12 protein-coding genes are annotated in these 16,490 nt (G+C 67.8%); 5 read left to right on the forward strand and 7 right to left on the reverse strand.

What is annotated here, in order from left to right; genetic code table 11:
- Positions 1-54 precede the first annotated feature (54 nt).
- From BCR55_RS12000 to BCR55_RS12015, 4 genes are all read left to right on the forward strand, one after another.
- Positions 55-2,004 carry an ATP-binding cassette domain-containing protein gene (locus tag BCR55_RS12000; RefSeq protein WP_065494579.1) on the forward strand — a complete coding sequence of 650 codons (1,950 nt, stop codon included), beginning with the start codon at positions 55-57 and terminating at the stop codon, positions 2,002-2,004.
- Positions 2,005-2,270: 266 nt separating this feature from the next.
- Positions 2,271-4,253, forward strand: a complete 1,983-nt coding sequence (gene parE, locus BCR55_RS12005; RefSeq protein WP_006405650.1) for a DNA topoisomerase IV subunit B — start codon at positions 2,271-2,273, stop codon at positions 4,251-4,253.
- A 67-nt stretch (positions 4,254-4,320) separates the two neighbouring features.
- Entirely contained in the window at positions 4,321-6,642 is a 2,322-nt protein-coding gene (gene parC / locus BCR55_RS12010; RefSeq protein WP_065494580.1) for a DNA topoisomerase IV subunit A, read from the forward strand.
- Between the two features lie 245 nt (positions 6,643-6,887).
- Complete coding sequence (locus tag BCR55_RS12015) at positions 6,888-7,346, forward strand: CopD family protein (RefSeq protein WP_006398674.1); 459 nt, start codon at positions 6,888-6,890, stop codon at positions 7,344-7,346.
- Positions 7,347-7,383: 37 nt separating this feature from the next.
- On the opposite strand, the gene BCR55_RS12020 is transcribed toward BCR55_RS12015, so the two are convergent.
- Positions 7,384-8,268: a LysR family transcriptional regulator gene (locus BCR55_RS12020; RefSeq protein ID WP_006405648.1), complete on the reverse strand. Its 885-nt coding sequence runs from the start codon at positions 8,266-8,268 to the stop codon at positions 7,384-7,386.
- A 114-nt stretch (positions 8,269-8,382) separates the two neighbouring features.
- Here BCR55_RS12020 and BCR55_RS12025 point away from each other — a divergent pair, with 114 nt between their 5' ends.
- Positions 8,383-8,829: a multidrug/biocide efflux PACE transporter gene (locus tag BCR55_RS12025; protein WP_053296990.1), complete on the forward strand. Its 447-nt coding sequence runs from the start codon at positions 8,383-8,385 to the stop codon at positions 8,827-8,829.
- Positions 8,830-8,877: 48 nt separating this feature from the next.
- Here BCR55_RS12025 and BCR55_RS12030 read toward each other — a convergent pair whose 3' ends face one another.
- From BCR55_RS12030 to BCR55_RS12055, 6 genes are all read right to left on the reverse strand, one after another.
- Complete coding sequence (locus tag BCR55_RS12030) at positions 8,878-10,080, reverse strand: chromate transporter (RefSeq protein ID WP_006405646.1); 1,203 nt, start codon at positions 10,078-10,080, stop codon at positions 8,878-8,880.
- A 223-nt stretch (positions 10,081-10,303) separates the two neighbouring features.
- Positions 10,304-12,640, reverse strand: a complete 2,337-nt coding sequence (locus tag BCR55_RS12035; protein WP_006405645.1) for an EAL domain-containing protein — start codon at positions 12,638-12,640, stop codon at positions 10,304-10,306.
- 205 nt (positions 12,641-12,845) lie between these two features.
- Positions 12,846-13,727, reverse strand: a complete 882-nt coding sequence (locus tag BCR55_RS12040; RefSeq protein ID WP_006405644.1) for a PhzF family phenazine biosynthesis protein — start codon at positions 13,725-13,727, stop codon at positions 12,846-12,848.
- A gap of 7 nt (positions 13,728-13,734) precedes the next feature.
- Entirely contained in the window at positions 13,735-14,193 is a 459-nt protein-coding gene (locus tag BCR55_RS12045; protein WP_006398680.1) for a RidA family protein, read from the reverse strand.
- A 43-nt stretch (positions 14,194-14,236) separates the two neighbouring features.
- Positions 14,237-15,418, reverse strand: a complete 1,182-nt coding sequence (locus tag BCR55_RS12050) for a PLP-dependent aminotransferase family protein (protein ID WP_006405643.1) — start codon at positions 15,416-15,418, stop codon at positions 14,237-14,239.
- 152 nt (positions 15,419-15,570) lie between these two features.
- On the reverse strand, positions 15,571-16,479 hold the full coding sequence (locus BCR55_RS12055; protein ID WP_065494581.1) for a DMT family transporter: 909 nt from the start codon (positions 16,477-16,479) through the stop codon (positions 15,571-15,573).
- Between the last annotated feature and the right edge of the window lie 11 nt (positions 16,480-16,490).

Below are 16,490 nucleotides of genomic sequence, written 5' to 3' on the forward strand. Positions count from 1 at the left end.
CGACGCGCGCCACCGGTACAATGGGCGCTTCCGATTTCTCTTCGCCGTTTCCCCATGTCGCTTTATTCCATTACCGGCGCGCAACTCGCGTTCGGTCACGTCGCGTTGCTCGATCACGCGGATTTCTCGCTGGAAGCCGGCGAGCGCGTCGGTCTGATCGGCCGCAACGGCGCGGGCAAGTCGTCGCTGCTGAAGATCGTCGCGGGGCTCGCGAAGCCCGACGACGGCCTCGTCACGCGGCAGCAGGAACTCGTGACGGTCTACGTGCCGCAGGAGCCGGAGTTCGAGCCCGGTGCGACGGTGTTCGACGCGGTCGCGTCGGGGCTCACGCACACGCGCGAACTGCTCGACGAATACGACGCGATCGCGCATCGCCTCGCCGAGACGCCGGAAGGCGCCGAGCACGATGCGCTGCTCGCGCGGATGAACGCGCTGCAGTCGTCGCTCGATGCGCACGACGCGTGGAACTGGCGCACGCGCGTGTCGATGACGCTCGCGCAGATCGGGCTGCAGGACGGCGACGCGCGCGTCGACGCGCTGTCGGGCGGCATGCAGAAGCGCGTCGCGCTCGCGCGTGCGCTGGTGCTGCAGCCGGACGTGCTGCTGCTCGACGAACCGACGAACCACCTCGACTTCGACGGTATCCGTTGGCTCGAAGAACTGCTCGTCGCGCAGCGCGCGGGCCTGCTGTTCATTACGCACGATCGCGCGTTCCTCGATCGCGTCGCAACGCGCATCGTCGAACTCGATCGCGGCCGCTTGCTGTCGTATCCGGGCAATTTCTCCGCGTACCAGACGCGCAAGGCGCAGCAGCTCGAAGTGGAGCGCGTCGAGAACGAGAAATTCGACAAGCTGCTCGCGCAGGAAGAAGTGTGGATCCGCAAGGGCGTCGAGGCGCGTCGCACGCGCAGCGTCGGCCGCATCGCGCGGCTCGAGCAGATGCGCCGCGAGCGTGCGGAGCGCCGCAACGCGCAGGGCAACGTGAAGCTCGACGTCGCGCAGGGCGAGAAGTCCGGCAAGATCGTCGCGGAACTGACCGACGTGACGAAGCGCTACGGCGGCCGCACGATCGTCGACCGCTTCACGGCAACGGTGATGCGCGGCGACAAGATCGGCTTCGTCGGCCCCAACGGTGCGGGGAAAACCACGCTGCTCAAGCTGATCCTCGGCGAACTGAAGCCGGACGAAGGCACGGTGCGCACGGGCACGAACCTGCAGGTCGCGTATTTCGACCAGATGCGCGCGCAGCTCGATCAGGAGAAGAGCCTCGCGGATACGATCAGCCCAGGCAGCGAGTGGGTCGAGATCGGCGGCGTGCGCAAGCACGTAATGAGCTATCTCGGCGACTTCCTGTTCGCGCCGGAGCGCGCGCGTTCGCCGGTCAAGTCGCTGTCGGGCGGCGAGCGCAACCGCCTGCTGCTCGCGCGCCTGTTCGCGCGTCCGGCCAACGTGCTGGTGCTCGACGAACCGACCAACGACCTCGACATCCCGACGCTCGAACTGCTCGAAGAACTGCTGACGGATTACGACGGCACCGTGCTGCTCGTCAGCCACGATCGCGCGTTTCTCGACAACGTCGTGACGTCGGTGATCGCATCCGAAGGCGACGGCAAGTGGCGCGAGTACGTCGGCGGCTTCACCGACTGGCAGATCCAGAGCGAGCGCGCCGAGCAGCTCGCGCAGCAGGAAGCCGCGAAGCGCGCGGTCAAGGAAGCGGCGCCGGTCAAGGACGAGCCGGCGAAAAGCGCGGCGGGCCGCAACGCACAGCGCACGGTGAAGCTGTCGTTCAACGAGCAGCGCGAACTCGATGCGCTGCCGGAGAAGATCGCCGCACTCGAGGCCGAGCAAAAGACGATCGGCGCGCAGCTCGAGGACGGTTCGATCTTCGCGAAGGACCCGCAGGAAGGCGCGCGCCTCACCGAGCGGTTCTCGGCGATCGACGACGAACTGCTCGCGGCGCTCGAACGCTGGGAAACGCTCGAAGCGAAACGCAAGCCGGTATGACGCGCGGCGCGCGTCGGCAGCCTGCGGCTCGCGCGCGCGGCCGGCGTGCCGGCGCCGCGCGCGCCTTGTCGCGACGGCGCGCGACGCGGAACCAGTAAAATACCGCGCGTCCCGGGCCGCGCCGCGCATGCGGCGCGCCCGCTTTCGGAGCAGTCCAAGCACACCGTTGTTTCGATTCGCTTTTTTACGGAACTCAACGTTTTGTCCACGACGTTATCCACACGAGATGTGGACAACGCCCGGACGCATGACGATATTCAGCGCCTATGTCAACGAAGAAGCCCAGCGCGGCCTATAGCGAAGCATCGATCAAGGTGCTCAAGGGTCTCGAGCCGGTCAAGCAGCGGCCCGGCATGTATACCCGCACCGAGAATCCGCTGCACATCATCCAGGAAGTCATCGACAACGCGTCCGACGAGGCGCTCGGCGGTTACGGCAAGCAGATCACGGTCACGCTGCACGCGGACCAGTCGGTCTCCGTCGAGGACGACGGCCGCGGCATTCCGTTCGGCCTGCATCCCGACGAAGGCGTGCCGGTCGTCGAAATCGTGTTCACGCGCCTGCATGCGGGCGGCAAGTTCGACAAGGCGGCGGGCGGCGCATACACGTTCTCGGGCGGCTTGCATGGCGTCGGCGTGTCGGTGACGAACGCGCTCGCGACGCGGCTCGACGTGACCGTCTGGCGCGACGGCAAGATCGCGGAGCTCGGTTTCGCCGACGGCGACGTCGTCAAGCCGCTGTCCACGCAGCCGGCCGGCCGCGGCGAGAAGAAGTCGGGCACGCGCGTGCGCGTATGGCCGAATCCGAAGTACTTCGACTCGGCAAACCTGCCGCTCGGCGAACTGCAGCGCCTGCTGCGCTCGAAAGCCGTGCTGCTGCCGGGCGTCGAGGTCGTGCTCGTCAACGAGAAGAGCGGCGAGCGCCAGAGCTGGAAATACGAGGACGGCCTGCGCGGCTATCTGCTCGACGAGATGAACGGCAGCGAACTGCTGATTCCGCTGTTCGAGGGCGAACGCTTCGCCGATTCGCGTTCGGGCGACGACACGTTCGCCGAAGGCGAGGGCGCGTCGTGGGTCGTCGCCTGGAGCGAGGAAGGCTCGCTCGTACGCGAGTCGTACGTCAACCTGATCCCGACGCCGGCCGGCGGCACGCACGAATCCGGCCTGCGCGACGGTCTCTATCAGGCGGTGAAGAGTTTCGTCGAACTGCACAACCTGCAGCCGAAGGGCGTGAAGCTGCTCGCCGAAGACGTGTTCGCGCGCGTGTCGTTCGTGCTGTCCGCGAAGGTGCTCGATCCGCAGTTCCAAGGGCAGATCAAGGAACGGCTGAACAGCCGCGACGCGGTGAAGCTCGTGTCGTCGTTCTCGCGTCCGGCGCTCGAGCTGTGGCTGAACCAGCACGTCGAGCACGGCAAGAAGCTCGCGGAGCTCGTGATCAAGCAGGCGCAGGCGCGCACGCGCGCGGGCCAGAAGGTCGAGAAGCGCAAGAGCTCGGGCGTCGCGGTGCTGCCGGGCAAGCTGACCGACTGCGAGACGGAAGACATCGCGCGCAACGAGCTGTTCCTCGTCGAAGGCGACTCGGCGGGCGGTTCCGCGAAGATGGGCCGCGACAAGGAATACCAGGCGATCCTGCCGCTGCGCGGCAAGGTGCTGAACACGTGGGAAACCGAGCGCGACCGTCTGTTCGCGAACAACGAAGTGCACGACATTTCGGTCGCGATCGGCGTCGATCCGCACGGCCCGGACGACAGCGTCGATCTGTCGAACCTGCGCTACGGCAAGATCTGCATCCTGTCGGACGCGGACGTCGACGGCTCGCACATCCAGGTGCTGCTGCTCACGCTGTTCTTCAAGCATTTCCCGCAGCTGATCGAGCGCGGCCACGTGTATGTCGCGCGGCCGCCGCTGTTCCGCGTCGACGCGCCGGCGCGCGGCAAGAAGCCCGCGCAGAAGCTCTACGCGCTCGACGAAGGCGAACTGGAGGCGATCCTCGACAAGCTGCGCAAGGACGGCGTGCGCGAAACGCAATGGAGCATCAGCCGCTTCAAGGGTCTCGGCGAAATGAGCGCGGAGCAGCTGTGGGACACGACGATGAACCCCGATACGCGCCGCCTGATGCCGGTGAAGCTCGGCGAGCTCGACTACGAGACGACCGTCGCGCGGATGACGATGCTGATGGGCAAGGGCGAGGCGGCCGCACGGCGCGGCTGGCTCGAGGAAAAGGGCAACGACGTCGAAGCGGATATCTAAGCGCCCCGAGCGCGGCCGCGCATGATGCGCGGCGCGCCCTCACGCCACTTACGAATACGGAATTCAGATGGACGACAACACCTCCGATCTCTTTGCCGGGTCCGACTCGCCCGAGGCCGATGCGCTGACGCTCGGCAATTACGCGGAGCAGGCGTATCTCAGCTATGCGGTCAGCGTCGTGAAGAGCCGCGCGCTGCCCGACGTCTGCGACGGCCAGAAGCCGGTGCAGCGCCGCATTCTCTATGCGATGAACGAAATGGGCCTCGGCCCGGACGCCAAGCCGGTGAAATCGGCGCGCGTGGTCGGCGACGTGCTCGGCAAGTACCACCCGCACGGCGATCAGTCGGCGTACGACGCGCTCGTACGTCTCGCGCAGGACTTCTCGCTGCGCTACCCGCTGATCGACGGTCAGGGCAACTTCGGCTCGCGCGACGGCGACGGCGCGGCGGCGATGCGCTACACCGAAGCGCGGCTCACGCCGATCTCGAAGCTGCTGCTCGACGAGATCGACCAGGGCACGGTCGACTTCATGCCGAACTACGACGGCTCGTTCGAGGAGCCGAAGACGCTGCCGAGCCGCATGCCGTTCGTGCTGCTGAACGGCGCATCGGGCATCGCGGTCGGTCTCGCGACCGAAATTCCGTCGCACAACCTGCGCGAGGTCGCGGCCGCCGCGGTCGCGCTGATCCGCAACCCGAAGCTCACGCACGAAGAGCTCATGACGCTGATCCCGGGCCCCGATTTCCCGGGCGGCGGGCAGATCATTTCGAGCGACGCCGAAATCGCGTCGGCCTACGAGACGGGCCGCGGCAGCCTGAAGGTGCGCGCGCGCTGGAAGATCGAGGATCTCGCGCGCGGCCAGTGGCAGCTCGTCGTCACCGAGCTGCCGCCGAACACGTCGTGCCAGAAGGTGCTCGAGGAAATCGAGGAGCTGACGAACCCGAAGCTCAAGCTCGGCAAGAAGACGCTGACGCCCGAACAGCTGAACACGAAGAAGGCGATGCTCGATCTGCTCGACGCGGTGCGCGACGAGTCGGGCAAGGAAGCGGCGGTGCGGCTCGTGTTCGAGCCGAAGTCGCGCACGATCGACCAGACGGAATTCGTCAACTCGCTGCTCGCGCATACGAGCCTCGAATCGAACGCGACGCTGAACCTCGTGATGATCGGCGCCGACGGCCGGCCGGGCCAGAAGGGGCTGCTGACGATCCTCGACGAATGGGTGAAGTTCCGCCAGATGACGATGACGCGCCGCTGCCGCCATCGTCTCGGCAAGGTCGACGATCGCATCCACATCCTCGAAGGGCGGATGATCGTCTTCCTGAATCTCGACGAGGTGATCCGCATCATCCGCGAGTCGGACGAGCCGAAGGCCGCGCTGGTGAGTGCATTCGGACTCACGGACCGTCAGGCCGAGGACATCCTCGAAATCCGGCTGCGTCAGCTCGCGCGGCTCGAGAAGATCAAGATCGAGAAGGAGCTCGAATCGCTGCGCGACGAGAAGGCGAAGCTGGAAGAACTGCTCGCGAACGACAGCGCGATGAAGCGGCTGATGATCAAGGAGATCGAGGCCGACGCGAAGCAGTACGGCGACGATCGCCGCACGCTGATCCAGCAGGAGAAGCGCGCGACGTTCGAGGCGAAGGTCGTCGACGAACCGGTGACGGTCGTCGTGTCGCAGAAGGGCTGGGTGCGCGCACTGAAGGGCCACGGGCTCGATCCGGCGGGCTTCTCGTTCAAGGCCGGCGACAGCCTGTATGCGGCGTTCCAGTGCCGCACGCCGGATCGGCTGATCGCGTGGGGCAGCAGCGGCCGCGTGTACTCGGTCGACGTGTCGGTGCTGCCGGGCGGCCGCGGCGACGGCGTGCCGGTCACGTCGCTGATCGAGCTCGAAACGGGCTCGCATCTGATGCATTACTACGCGGCGTCGGCCGACCAGCCGCTGCTGCTCGCCTCGAGCAACGGCTTCGGCTTCATCGCGAAGGTCGGCGACATGGTGAGCCGCGTGAAGGCCGGCAAGTCGTTCATGACGATCGATCCGGGCGCGGTGCCGCTCGCGCCGATGCCGGTGCTGCCGAACGCGACGCAGGTCGCGTGTCTGTCGAGCGGCGGGCGGCTGCTGGTGTTCGGCATCGACGAGATGAAGACGCTGTCGGGCGGTGGACGCGGCGTGACGCTGATGGCGCTCGACGACAAGGAAACCCTCGTGCAGGCGCTCGCGATCGATCCGGCCGGCGTCGTGCTGATCGGCACGGGCCGTGGCGGCAAGGTGCAGGACGAGACGCTGTCGTATGCGGGTCTCGCGCCGCATATCGGCAAGCGCGCGCGCAAGGGGCGCGCACCCGACACGAAGCTGAAGGTCGTGACCGAGCTGCGTCCGCTGCTCGGCTGACAGGCCGCGCGCCCGGCATCCCAAAGCCGCACGTTCCGCTTCGGCGGGCGTGCGGCTTTTTTGCTGGGCACGGGTGCCGCGCCGCGCATCGTCGCGCGTAACATGCAAAATAGTGTGAAATCGGGCGCGGCGCCTGAACCGCGCGGCGGCGCGCCGGTCGAACGTCGCTTGATGCCGCGTGCGTCGCGTCGTACGGCGCGCACCGGCTCGCGTTCCCACATTCAACCCGTCACAGGATCGTCGCCATGTCTCATGCCGTTACCGTCGCGCTGTTTCTTCATCTGCTGGCCGTCGCCGTGTGGGTGGGCGGGATGGTATTTGCGCATTTCTGCCTGCGGCCCGCGCTGTCGGATCTCGCGCCGCAGCTTCGGCTGCCGCTGATCGAAGGCGTGTTCGGCCGCTTCTTCAACTGGGTCGCGGGCGCGGTGATCGTGATCCTGCTGTCCGGCGGCTTCCTGTTGATGCAGTTCGGCGGCGCGCATGCGACCTGGCCGCTGCACGCGATGGCGGGCCTCGGCGTCGTGATGATGCTGATCTTCGGCCATATCCGCTTCGCGCTGTTTCCGCGCATCCGCCGCGCGGTGCAGGCGCAGAACTGGCCGGACGGCGCGCGCGCGGTCAACGGCGTGCGCCTGCTCGTCATCGTCAATCTCGTGCTCGGCGTCGTGACGATCGGCGCCGCCGTGCTGTCGCGCGGCTTCTGAACGCCTCTCGCGCAGGCCGGCCTCGCGCGACGCCGCGTTATGCGGCGAGCATCGCGTCGAGCAGCCACGAGCCGGCCGGCCCGAGCGGCCGGTTGCGCGACCACACCGCATCGACGCGCACGCGCCGCGGCCAGCCGCGCGCACGCAGTTCGCACAGCCGGTCGCGCGCGAAATGCTCGACCATCCAGCGCGGCAGTTCGGCCCAGCCGAATCCCAGCACCGCCATTTCCAGCAGCATCAGATAGCTCGGCGCGAGCCAGCGCTGCGTGCCGACGACGATCCGGTGATCGCTGCTGCGACCTTCGGGCATCACGTACGTATTGAGCCGCAGCTCGCGTGCATCGCGTAGCGCCGCATGCGGCACTTCGGCATCGCGGTAGTCGGCGAGCGGATGCGTGCGGCCGACGAACAGTCCGATTTCCGATTCCTCCGCCACCGTTGCCGCGCCGATGTCGGGCGGGTAGCTCGCGCGCGCGGCCATCAGCCCGAGTTGCGCGCGCCCTTGCTGAATCAGGTCCAGCACGTCGTCGTGCTCGGCGATCTGGCATTCGAGTTCGAGCGCCGGAAACCGCTGTTCGAGCGCGGTGAGCGTTTCTTCGTAGCGCTTCGACTGATACGTGTCGGAGACGACGAGCGTCAGCCGCGCTTCCTCTCCGCGCGCGAGCCGCGCGGCGACGCGATCGATCGCGGCGCCGGCCTCGAGTGTGCGCTGCACGTGCGGCAGCAGCGCGCGGCCGGCGTCGGTCAGCGTCGGCGAGCGCGTCGAGCGGTCGAACAGCTGCACGCCGAGATCGATCTCGAGGTTGGCGATCGCCTCGGACACCGTCGACTGCCGCTTGCCGAGCTTCTTCGCGGCGGCCGTGAACGAGCCGAGCTGCGCCGCTTCGGCGAACGCGACGAGGGCTTCGGGCGGATGGCGCATCGGGTTGTCCTGTCGTTGATATATCGGTAAAACCGATGATAACAAACTGGATGTATCCGTATCGACCGATCAAAATGCACTCCATCGACGAAACACACTCAGATGGAGCGAATCATGAAACAGACGAACAAGACGGTGATGGAGCGGCTCGTCCACGCGCTGACGTTCGAGCTCGTCGCGATCGCGCTGTGCGCGCCGATCGGTGCGTGGCTGCTCGACATGCCGGTGGCGCACGTCGGCGTGCTGACGGTGATGGTGTCGCTGATCGCGATGGCGTGGAACATGATCTTCAACACGCTGTTCGACCGCTTCGAGCGCCGCGCGGGGCTGTCGCGCACGATCGGCGTGCGTATCGCGCATGCGGTCGGTTTCGAGGCGGGCCTCGTCGCGATGGTGGTGCCGCTCGCCGCGTGGTGGCTCAACGTGAGCCTGATCGAGGCGTTGCTGCTGGACCTCGGCATCGTACTGTTCTTCCTGCCGTACACGTTCTGCTTCAATCTCGCGTACGACGCGCTGCGCGCACGCTGGATCGCGCGCCGCGTCGCGGTGCAGGCAGGCTGATCGGCGAAGCGACGGGCGCGGCCGCCTACGTGCGGCGGCGCCCGTCGTTCAATGTGCGGCGAGCAGCCAGGCGCCGCAGGCCATTGCGACCGCGCCGTACACCGCATACACGGGCACCTTGAAGCGCGCGAAGCAGAGCGCGGCGAACGCGCCGGTCAGCCAGTAGGCCGGGTTGGCCGGCTCACGATGCAGGATCTTCACGACCGCGACGACGAGAAAGCCCGTCGTCGCCGCGCGCAGCAGCCGCATGCCGTGCTCGAAGCGCGAATGGCGGCGCAGCCGCTGCAGATGGCGTTGCGCGAACACGACCAGGCAGCCGGACGGAATGAACAGCGCCGCGGTCGCGAGCAGTGCGCCGACCCAGCCGTCGGTCAGATAGCCGAGAAACGGCACGACGTTCAGCAGCGGCCCGGGCGATACGGGCGACAGCGCGAACGCGAGCGTGAAGTCGTGTTCCGAGATGCCGGTCGCCGGCGTGACGAACAGTGTCTTTAGCACCGGCAGCGCGGAAAAGCCGCCGCCGAACAGCGTCATCCCGGCGCCGGCGAGGCGCGGCCAGAGCAGCGTCGCCTGGTAATGGCCGGGCAGCGGCAGCGCGAACAGCGCGACGAGGATCGCGAGCAGCACGAGCAGGTTGCGGTCGCGTCGCGACAACGCGAAGCCGACCGCGTCCTCCTGCTGCGGCCCACTCAACCAACCGGCGGCAAACGCCGCGAAAAGAATCCCGACGAAAGCCGCCGGACTATGCGCGAACGCAAGCAGAATCGTCGACAGCGCGGCGATCGCCTGCTCGCGCCGCGTGCGCGCGAGCGTACGCAGCTGCTTGACCCACGTGACGCCGATCAGCGCGGCGAGCACCATCCCGAAATGATTGAGCAGCATCGGCGCGGCGAGCGAGCGGACGAGCGGCGTGCGGTAGAACACCGCGAACAGCGTCATCAGCGCGAAGAACGGCAGCACGCTCGCGATGCCGGCAATCCATGCGCCGGCGCGGCCGTGCAGCGTCTGGCCGACCTGCACCGCGACGTTGCAGCCGACGGGGCCCGGCACGAGCCAGGCGAGCGACACGAGATCGGCGAACGTCTGCGCGTCGATGCGCTGCACGCGATGCACGTAGTGGCGTTCGAGCTGCGCCATCATCGACAGGCCGCCCCACGACACCGCGGAAATGCCAAGCACGACCTTGAACAAGGTCAACAGCGATGCGCGGTCGATGCGCTCGGGCGTTTCGATTTCGACGGTGGTCGTCATGGTTGTAGTCGGCCGGCAGGCCGGATCTCTCGCGCGTGTCAGGTGCCGGCGGCCCGCCGGCACGAAAGGCCTTCCGATTGTCCGCCGCGGATCGTGACACTTCCATGCGCGAAAACGCTAGTAAACGAATGGCGCAATTGGCGCGGAAATTGAACCAATCGATGCGGCCGCATCGGTCGGCGTGCCGGTGCACGGGGAGGGAAGGGCGCGGCGGCTTGTGCGATCAGGCACTCGTGCCGCCGGCCGCGCGGTGCGGTACGACGTTCGGATGGTCGCCGCGCACGCCGAAGCGCGCGATCAGCGCGGGGATCGCATCGGCCGGCACCGGCCGCGAGAACAGGAAGCCCTGTGCCTCGATCTCGCCGAGCGCGGACAGCCACGCGATCTGCTCGTCGGTCTCGGTGCCTTCGACGACGACGGTCAACCCGAGCGAGCGCGCGAGATGCACGATCGACGCGACCATCACGCATACGCTGCGATCGTGCGGAATCGCCTGCACGAACGAGCGGTCGACCTTCAGCGTGTCGACCGAGAAGCGGTGCAGGTACGACAGCGACGAATAGCCGGTGCCGAAGTCGTCGAGCGCGATCCGGATGCCGAGCTTCTTCAGCGCGACGATCTTCTCGGACACGAGCTCCGGATATTCCATCATCGCGGTCTCGGTGATCTCGATCTCGAGGCGGTTCGCGTCGATGCCGGTTTCGCGCAGCGCGCCCGAGATCGTCTCGATCAGGTCGCCGCGCCAGAACTGCACGGGCGAGATATTGACGGCGAGCGTCAGCGTGTCGTGGCCTTCCTCGCGCCAGCGCGCAATCTGCCGGCACGCGGTGCGGATCACGAAATCGCCGATCGGCACGATCAGCCCGGTCGATTCGGCAATCGAAATGAACTCGTTCGCGGAGATGATCCCGTGCTCGGGGTGATCCCAGCGCGCGAGCGCCTCGAAGCCCGTGATCGTGCGGTGCGCGAGATCGATTTTCGGCTGGTACGCGAGGAACAGCTGCCCTTCGGCGAGCGCGACGCGCAGCTGCTGCTCCCAGCGCATCAGGTGATCGGCACGGTGCGACAGATGCGGCGCATAGAACTGGTAGCAGTTCTTGCCCGCGTCCTTCGCGCTGTACATCGCGAGGTCGGCCTTCTTCAGCAGGTCGATCTCGCTTTCGTTCGCGACCGTGTGCAGCGCGATGCCGATGCTGGCGTGCAGCACGAACGAGCTGCCGCGCACGTCGAACGGCTCGGCGAACATCCGGATGATCGCCTCGGCAAGCCGTACCGCGCGCCGCTCGACGTCGTCGCCCTTCATCACGACGACGAACTCGTCGCCGCCGATGCGCGCGAGCGTGCCTTCGTCGCCGACGGCATCCGACAGGCGCGATGCCGTCATCTGTAGCACGATGTCGCCGGCGTTGTGGCCGAGCGTGTCGTTGACGGTCTTGAAGTTGTCGAGATCGATGAACAGCAGCCCGAGCCGCGACAGGCTCGACGGCATCGACACGTCGTTGCGCAGCCCGCGCAGCGTCGCGTAGCGGTTCGCGAGGCCCGTCAGCAGGTCGTATTCGGCGAGCTGCGTCATCTCGCGCTCGCGGCCGAGCAGCTTGCCGATCAGGCCTGTGGCGACGCCGAAGAACGCGAGCATCGCGAGCGTGATGAAGCTCGTCATCAGCAGATAGACGTTGCGCGTGTGGTAGTAGTCCGCGAACTCTTCCGCCTGCGACAGCCCGACCATCACCGCGAGCGGATAGCCGTCGAGGTGACGGTACGACACGATGCGCGTGACGCCGTCGATCGGATCGGCGATCGTCCCCGTCACGCGCTCGGCGATCGGATAGACGCCCGATGCGGAGAACGCGCCGGGCGCATTGCTGACCGAACCGGTGCGGCGCGCGAGCACGGCGCCGGTGTCGGAGACGACCGCGATCACGCCTTCCTTGCCGATCGCCGCGTTGTTGTAGAAGTCGTTCGTGAAGTAGCTCGGGTCTTCCGATACGACGACGATGCCCGCGAAACTGCCGTCCGGATTGTTCAGCCGCCGCGTCATCTGCAGCGTCCAGTGGCCCGATACGCGGCCGAGCACGGGCTTGCTGATGTAGAGACGGTCGTCGTTGTGCGCGAGATGCACCTGGAAGTGCTCGCGATCGGACAGGTTGATCGCTTGCGGGCGCGTCTCGGCCGTATTCGCGAACAGCATGCCCTTCGCGTTGACGAGCGAGACCTGGATCAGCGTGTCGCTCGGCACGACGCCTTTCTCGACCGCGCTCGCGAGATTGAAGTGCGCGGGCGACTTCTCGAACTCGAACTTGACGAAGCGCGTGATCTGGTCGACCTGGTGGATCGCCTTGACCGTGTGCTGTTCGAGCGCGGACGACAGGATCGCCGCCGACGCGGCCGCCTCCTTGTACGCGCTGTCCTTCTCGACCGACAGCCGCGCGATGATCACGGCCCACAGCAGCGCCAGCGCGAGCATCCCGAGCAGCGGGATCGCGAATAGCGCCCGGCGCCTCGACTTGCGCGGCGTGCGCAGCCGCGGCGGCGGCGGGTGGGATGACCGGGCGAAGCTCATCGAAGGGCGGCGTCCTGCTCTCGCGTACGCCATCGTCGGGGGATGGCCGGCTGGTGGGATCGCAGCGGCGTCCGCCGGTTCGCGGCGAGCGAATACCGGGCAAACGTCCGAAGCAACGGATTAGGCCCGATATTACTGGCTGGTGCGGTTTTGCGATAGCGGGGGGAAGGGCGCCGCGGACGGGCGCGCTCCGGACGGGAAACCGTCAGGCGGGAAGACGGAACGTGCCGTCGACGACGGTGATCGTGCTGCCGCCGATCCACGTCGTGCCGTCGGCGTCGTAGTGGACCGACACGCGGCCGTCGCGGCCGATCGCGGTGCCCTGGCGGGCCGTATAGGACGGGCCCGGGCGCCGTTGCTGGCGCGCGAGCAACCCGGCCAGCGCGGCGTTCGCGCTGCCGGTGACCGGATCTTCCCCGAGGCCGAAGCTGCCGCCCGTCATCAGGCAGCGGATTTCGAACGTCGCGGGGCCGCCGGCCGCATGCGGCGCATAGGCGGCGAGCCCGTGCGTGCCGTAGCGATGCGTGATCGCTTCGAGCGCGGCCGGATCGGGCGCGAGGCCGATGCACGCGTCGGCCGACGTCAGGCGCACGACGAGCCAGGGCGCGCCGTTGTCGACCGCGCACGGTTCGGCATCCGGATCGATCGCGTCGGAGCGCAGCGCGGCGGCGAGCGCCGCGTAATCCGAACGATCGACCGGCGTGAAGCGCGCCGGCGGCGCGGCGAATGCCCAGCCGTCGCCCTGTTCGCGTAGCACGACGCGGCCCACGCCGCATTGCTGAACGAGCCGGCCCGCCGTGCGCGGCCGCGCGCCGCTCGCGAGGAACGCGTGCGCGGTGCCGAGCGTCGGGTGGCCGGCGAACGGCAGCTCGCCGGCCGGCGTGAAGATCCGCACGCGATAGTCGGCGCCCGGATCGCTCGGCGCGCAGACGAACGTCGTTTCCGACAGGTTCGTCCAGCGGGCGATCGCGAGCATCGCGTCGTCGTCGAGCGAATCGGCGTCGAATACGACCGCCAGCGGATTGCCCTTGAACGGCACCGACGTGAACACGTCGACCTGCGCGAAGCGAACGAGGCGGCCGGACATCGGCGTATTACGCGACTTCGGCGATCAGTTCGATCTCGACGCAGGCGCCGAGCGGAATCTGCGCGACGCCGAACGCCGAGCGTGCATGCTTGCCCGCATCGCCGAACACTTCCGCGATCAGTTCCGATGCGCCGTTCGTCACGATGTGCTGCTCGGTGAAGTCGAGCGTCGAGTTCACGAGGCTCATCAGCTTCACGATGCGCGTGACCTTGTTCAGGTCGCCGGTGTGCGCGTGCAGCGTCGCGAGCAGGTCGATCGCGATCGCGCGCGCGGCCGCCTTGCCGTCTTCGGTCGTCAGATCGGCGCCGAGCTTGCCGGCCCATACCTTGCCGTCCTTCTTCGCGATGTGGCCCGACAGGTAGACCGTGTTGCCGCTTTGCGCGCTCATCACGTAGGCGGCAGCCGGTGCGCCGGCGCTCGGCAGTTCGATGCCCAGCGATTTCAGTTTGTCGTAGACGTTAGCCATGCGTTCGTTCCTCGTAGTGAGTCTTGACAGGAAAAAGGGCGGATCAGAGGCGCTCGCGGATCAGCTTGCCGAGCCGCGCGACGCCTTCCTCGATCTTCTCGGGCGGCACCGTCACGAACGACAGGCGCAGCGTATTTTGCTGCGCGTCGTTCGCGAAGAACGGCGCGCCCGGCACGAAGGCGACGTGATTCTCGACCGCCGTCGCGAGCAGCGCCATGCTGTCGATCTGCTTCGGCAGGTTCACCCAGATGAACATCCCGCCTTCCGGGCGGTTCCACGTGACGCCTTCCGGCATGTGACGCGCGAGCGCGCCGAGCATCGCTTCGCACTGCGCGCCGTACAGCTGGCGGATCGTCGGGATGTGCTCGTCGAGGAAGCCGTCCTTGATCACCTCGTGTGCGATGCGCTGCGTGAGCGTCGGCGTGTGCAGGTCAGTGGCCTGCTTCGCCTGCACGAGCTTGAAGTGCAGTTCCTCGGGCGCAATGATGTAGCCGATCCGCAGGCCAGGCGCGAGCACCTTCGAGAACGTGCCGAGGTGCACGATGTGGTCGGGCGCCATCGACAGCATCGTCGGCAGCGGCTCGCCCTGATAGTTCAGCGCGCCGTACGGATCGTCTTCGAGCACCGGGAACGGGCTCGTCTGCGCGAATGCGGCCAGCGCGCGGCGGCGCTCGACCGGCAGGCGGCGGCCCGTCGGATTCTGGAAGTTCGGCTGCGCGTACAGCAGGCGCGCGCCCTGCGTGAGCGCGGGCGTCAGGCCGTCGGGCAGCAGGCCCTGTTCGTCGGTCGGCACCTGCACGTAGCGCGGCTCGTACAGCGAGAACGACTGCAGCGCGCCGAGGTAGGTCGGCGTTTCGACGAGGATCGGGCTGCCCGGATCGACGAGCGCCTTGCCGAGCAGGTCGAGCGCCTGCTGCGAGCCGGTCGTGACCAGCACTTGCGACACGCGCACGCGATAGCGCTCGGCGATCCACTCGCGCAGCGGCAGATAGCCTTCGGTCGCGCTGTACTGTAGCGCCGCGGCCGGCGCGTCGCGCAGCACGCGGTCGGCGGCCGCGCGCATGCGCTCGGCCGGGAACGTCGCGGGGGCGGGCAGGCCGCCGGCGAACGAGATGACCTCGGGGCGTTCCGTGACCTTCAGGATCTCGCGGATCGCCGAGCTCGTCAGCTTGCGGGCGCGTTCGGAAAGCTGCCAGTGCGGCGGGTGCAGGTCGCTCGGATTCATAGTCTCCTCGTTCGGATATCGTGGTCAGTCAAGAAAGGTCGATCGGGCCGATCGCGTCGACGCAGCCGGGTGAGCATGCGCGAGCGCGTGCGTGCCGTCGCGGCCGGGTGGGCAGAACCGTTCAGGCAAAGCGGACATTATGGCGTACCTCATCAGCCGGCGCGAGCGGGACGCGGCGCCGTGGCGACCGCCGAGCGCCGGCCGAGCATCACGGTCGCGATCACGGCGGCGGCGAACAGCCACGTGGAGGGCGTGACCGTTTCGGCGAACAGCAGCGCGGAAAACGCGATCGTGAAGAAGATCTGCAGCAGTTGCACCTGGCCCACGCGCGCGGTGCCGCCGATCGCCAGCCCTGCATACCACGCGAAAAAGCCGATGAATTGCGAAAAGAGGGTCACGTAGCCGAACGCGAGCCACGTGCGCGGCGCGAGCGGGCCCGGATGGGCGGCGTGCTGCAGCCACGCGAGCCAGCCGACCGGCAGCACGAGGAACGGCGCGGACACGACGAGCGCCCAGCAGATCACCTGCCAGCCGCCGATCTGGCGCGCGAGGCGCGCGCCTTCCGCGTAGCCGAGCGCGCCGATGCCCACCGCGACGAGCATCAGCGCGTCGCCGGGCTGCACGGTGCCGCCGCCGTCGCGCAGCGCGAACGCGATCACGAGCGCGCTGCCCGTGACCGCGCTGACCCAGAACGCCTTCGACGGGCGTTCGTGCGACAGCCAGGCCGCATACAGCGCGACGAACAGCGGCTGCAGCCCGTTGACGACCGCGCCGTGCGACGCGGGCACGGTCTTCATCGCCCACGCGGAGAACACCGGATACGCGACGATCACGCCGGCCGACACGACGGCCAGGCTTTTCAGCTGCGTGCGCGTCGGCAGCGGCTCGCGGCGCCACCACAGCAGCAGGCCGGCCGGCACCGCGGCCGCGAGCGCGCGGCCGAGCCCGTTGAGCAGCGGATGGAGCTCGGCGACGACGATGCGCGTCATCGGCAGCGTCAGGCTGAAGATCATCACGCCGATCAGGCCGAGCAGCATGCCCCGGGTTTCGCGCGAATTCATGTCGAGGGTGT

This window comes from Burkholderia sp. CCA53, from assembly GCF_001685525.1.
Classification (GTDB): Bacteria; Pseudomonadota; Gammaproteobacteria; order Burkholderiales; family Burkholderiaceae; genus Burkholderia; species Burkholderia multivorans.

What these genes read in the sequence shown, in the direction of transcription:
- BCR55_RS12015 (WP_006398674.1), top strand. Translation starts at nt 6,888, where the DNA reads ATGTCTCATGCCGTTACCGTCGCGCTGTTTCTTCATCTGCTGGCCGTC.
- BCR55_RS12035 (WP_006405645.1), bottom strand. Translation starts at nt 12,640, where the DNA reads ATGAGCTTCGCCCGGTCATCCCACCCGCCGCCGCCGCGGCTGCGCACG.
- BCR55_RS12055 (WP_065494581.1), bottom strand. Translation starts at nt 16,479, where the DNA reads ATGAATTCGCGCGAAACCCGGGGCATGCTGCTCGGCCTGATCGGCGTG.
- BCR55_RS12020 (WP_006405648.1), bottom strand. Translation starts at nt 8,268, where the DNA reads ATGCGCCATCCGCCCGAAGCCCTCGTCGCGTTCGCCGAAGCGGCGCAG.
- BCR55_RS12040 (WP_006405644.1), bottom strand. Translation starts at nt 13,727, where the DNA reads ATGTCCGGCCGCCTCGTTCGCTTCGCGCAGGTCGACGTGTTCACGTCG.
- BCR55_RS12045 (WP_006398680.1), bottom strand. Translation starts at nt 14,193, where the DNA reads ATGGCTAACGTCTACGACAAACTGAAATCGCTGGGCATCGAACTGCCG.
- parC (WP_065494580.1), top strand. Translation starts at nt 4,321, where the DNA reads ATGGACGACAACACCTCCGATCTCTTTGCCGGGTCCGACTCGCCCGAG.
- BCR55_RS12025 (WP_053296990.1), top strand. Translation starts at nt 8,383, where the DNA reads ATGAAACAGACGAACAAGACGGTGATGGAGCGGCTCGTCCACGCGCTG.
- BCR55_RS12030 (WP_006405646.1), bottom strand. Translation starts at nt 10,080, where the DNA reads ATGACGACCACCGTCGAAATCGAAACGCCCGAGCGCATCGACCGCGCA.
- parE (WP_006405650.1), top strand. Translation starts at nt 2,271, where the DNA reads ATGTCAACGAAGAAGCCCAGCGCGGCCTATAGCGAAGCATCGATCAAG.
- BCR55_RS12000 (WP_065494579.1), top strand. Translation starts at nt 55, where the DNA reads ATGTCGCTTTATTCCATTACCGGCGCGCAACTCGCGTTCGGTCACGTC.
- BCR55_RS12050 (WP_006405643.1), bottom strand. Translation starts at nt 15,418, where the DNA reads ATGAATCCGAGCGACCTGCACCCGCCGCACTGGCAGCTTTCCGAACGC.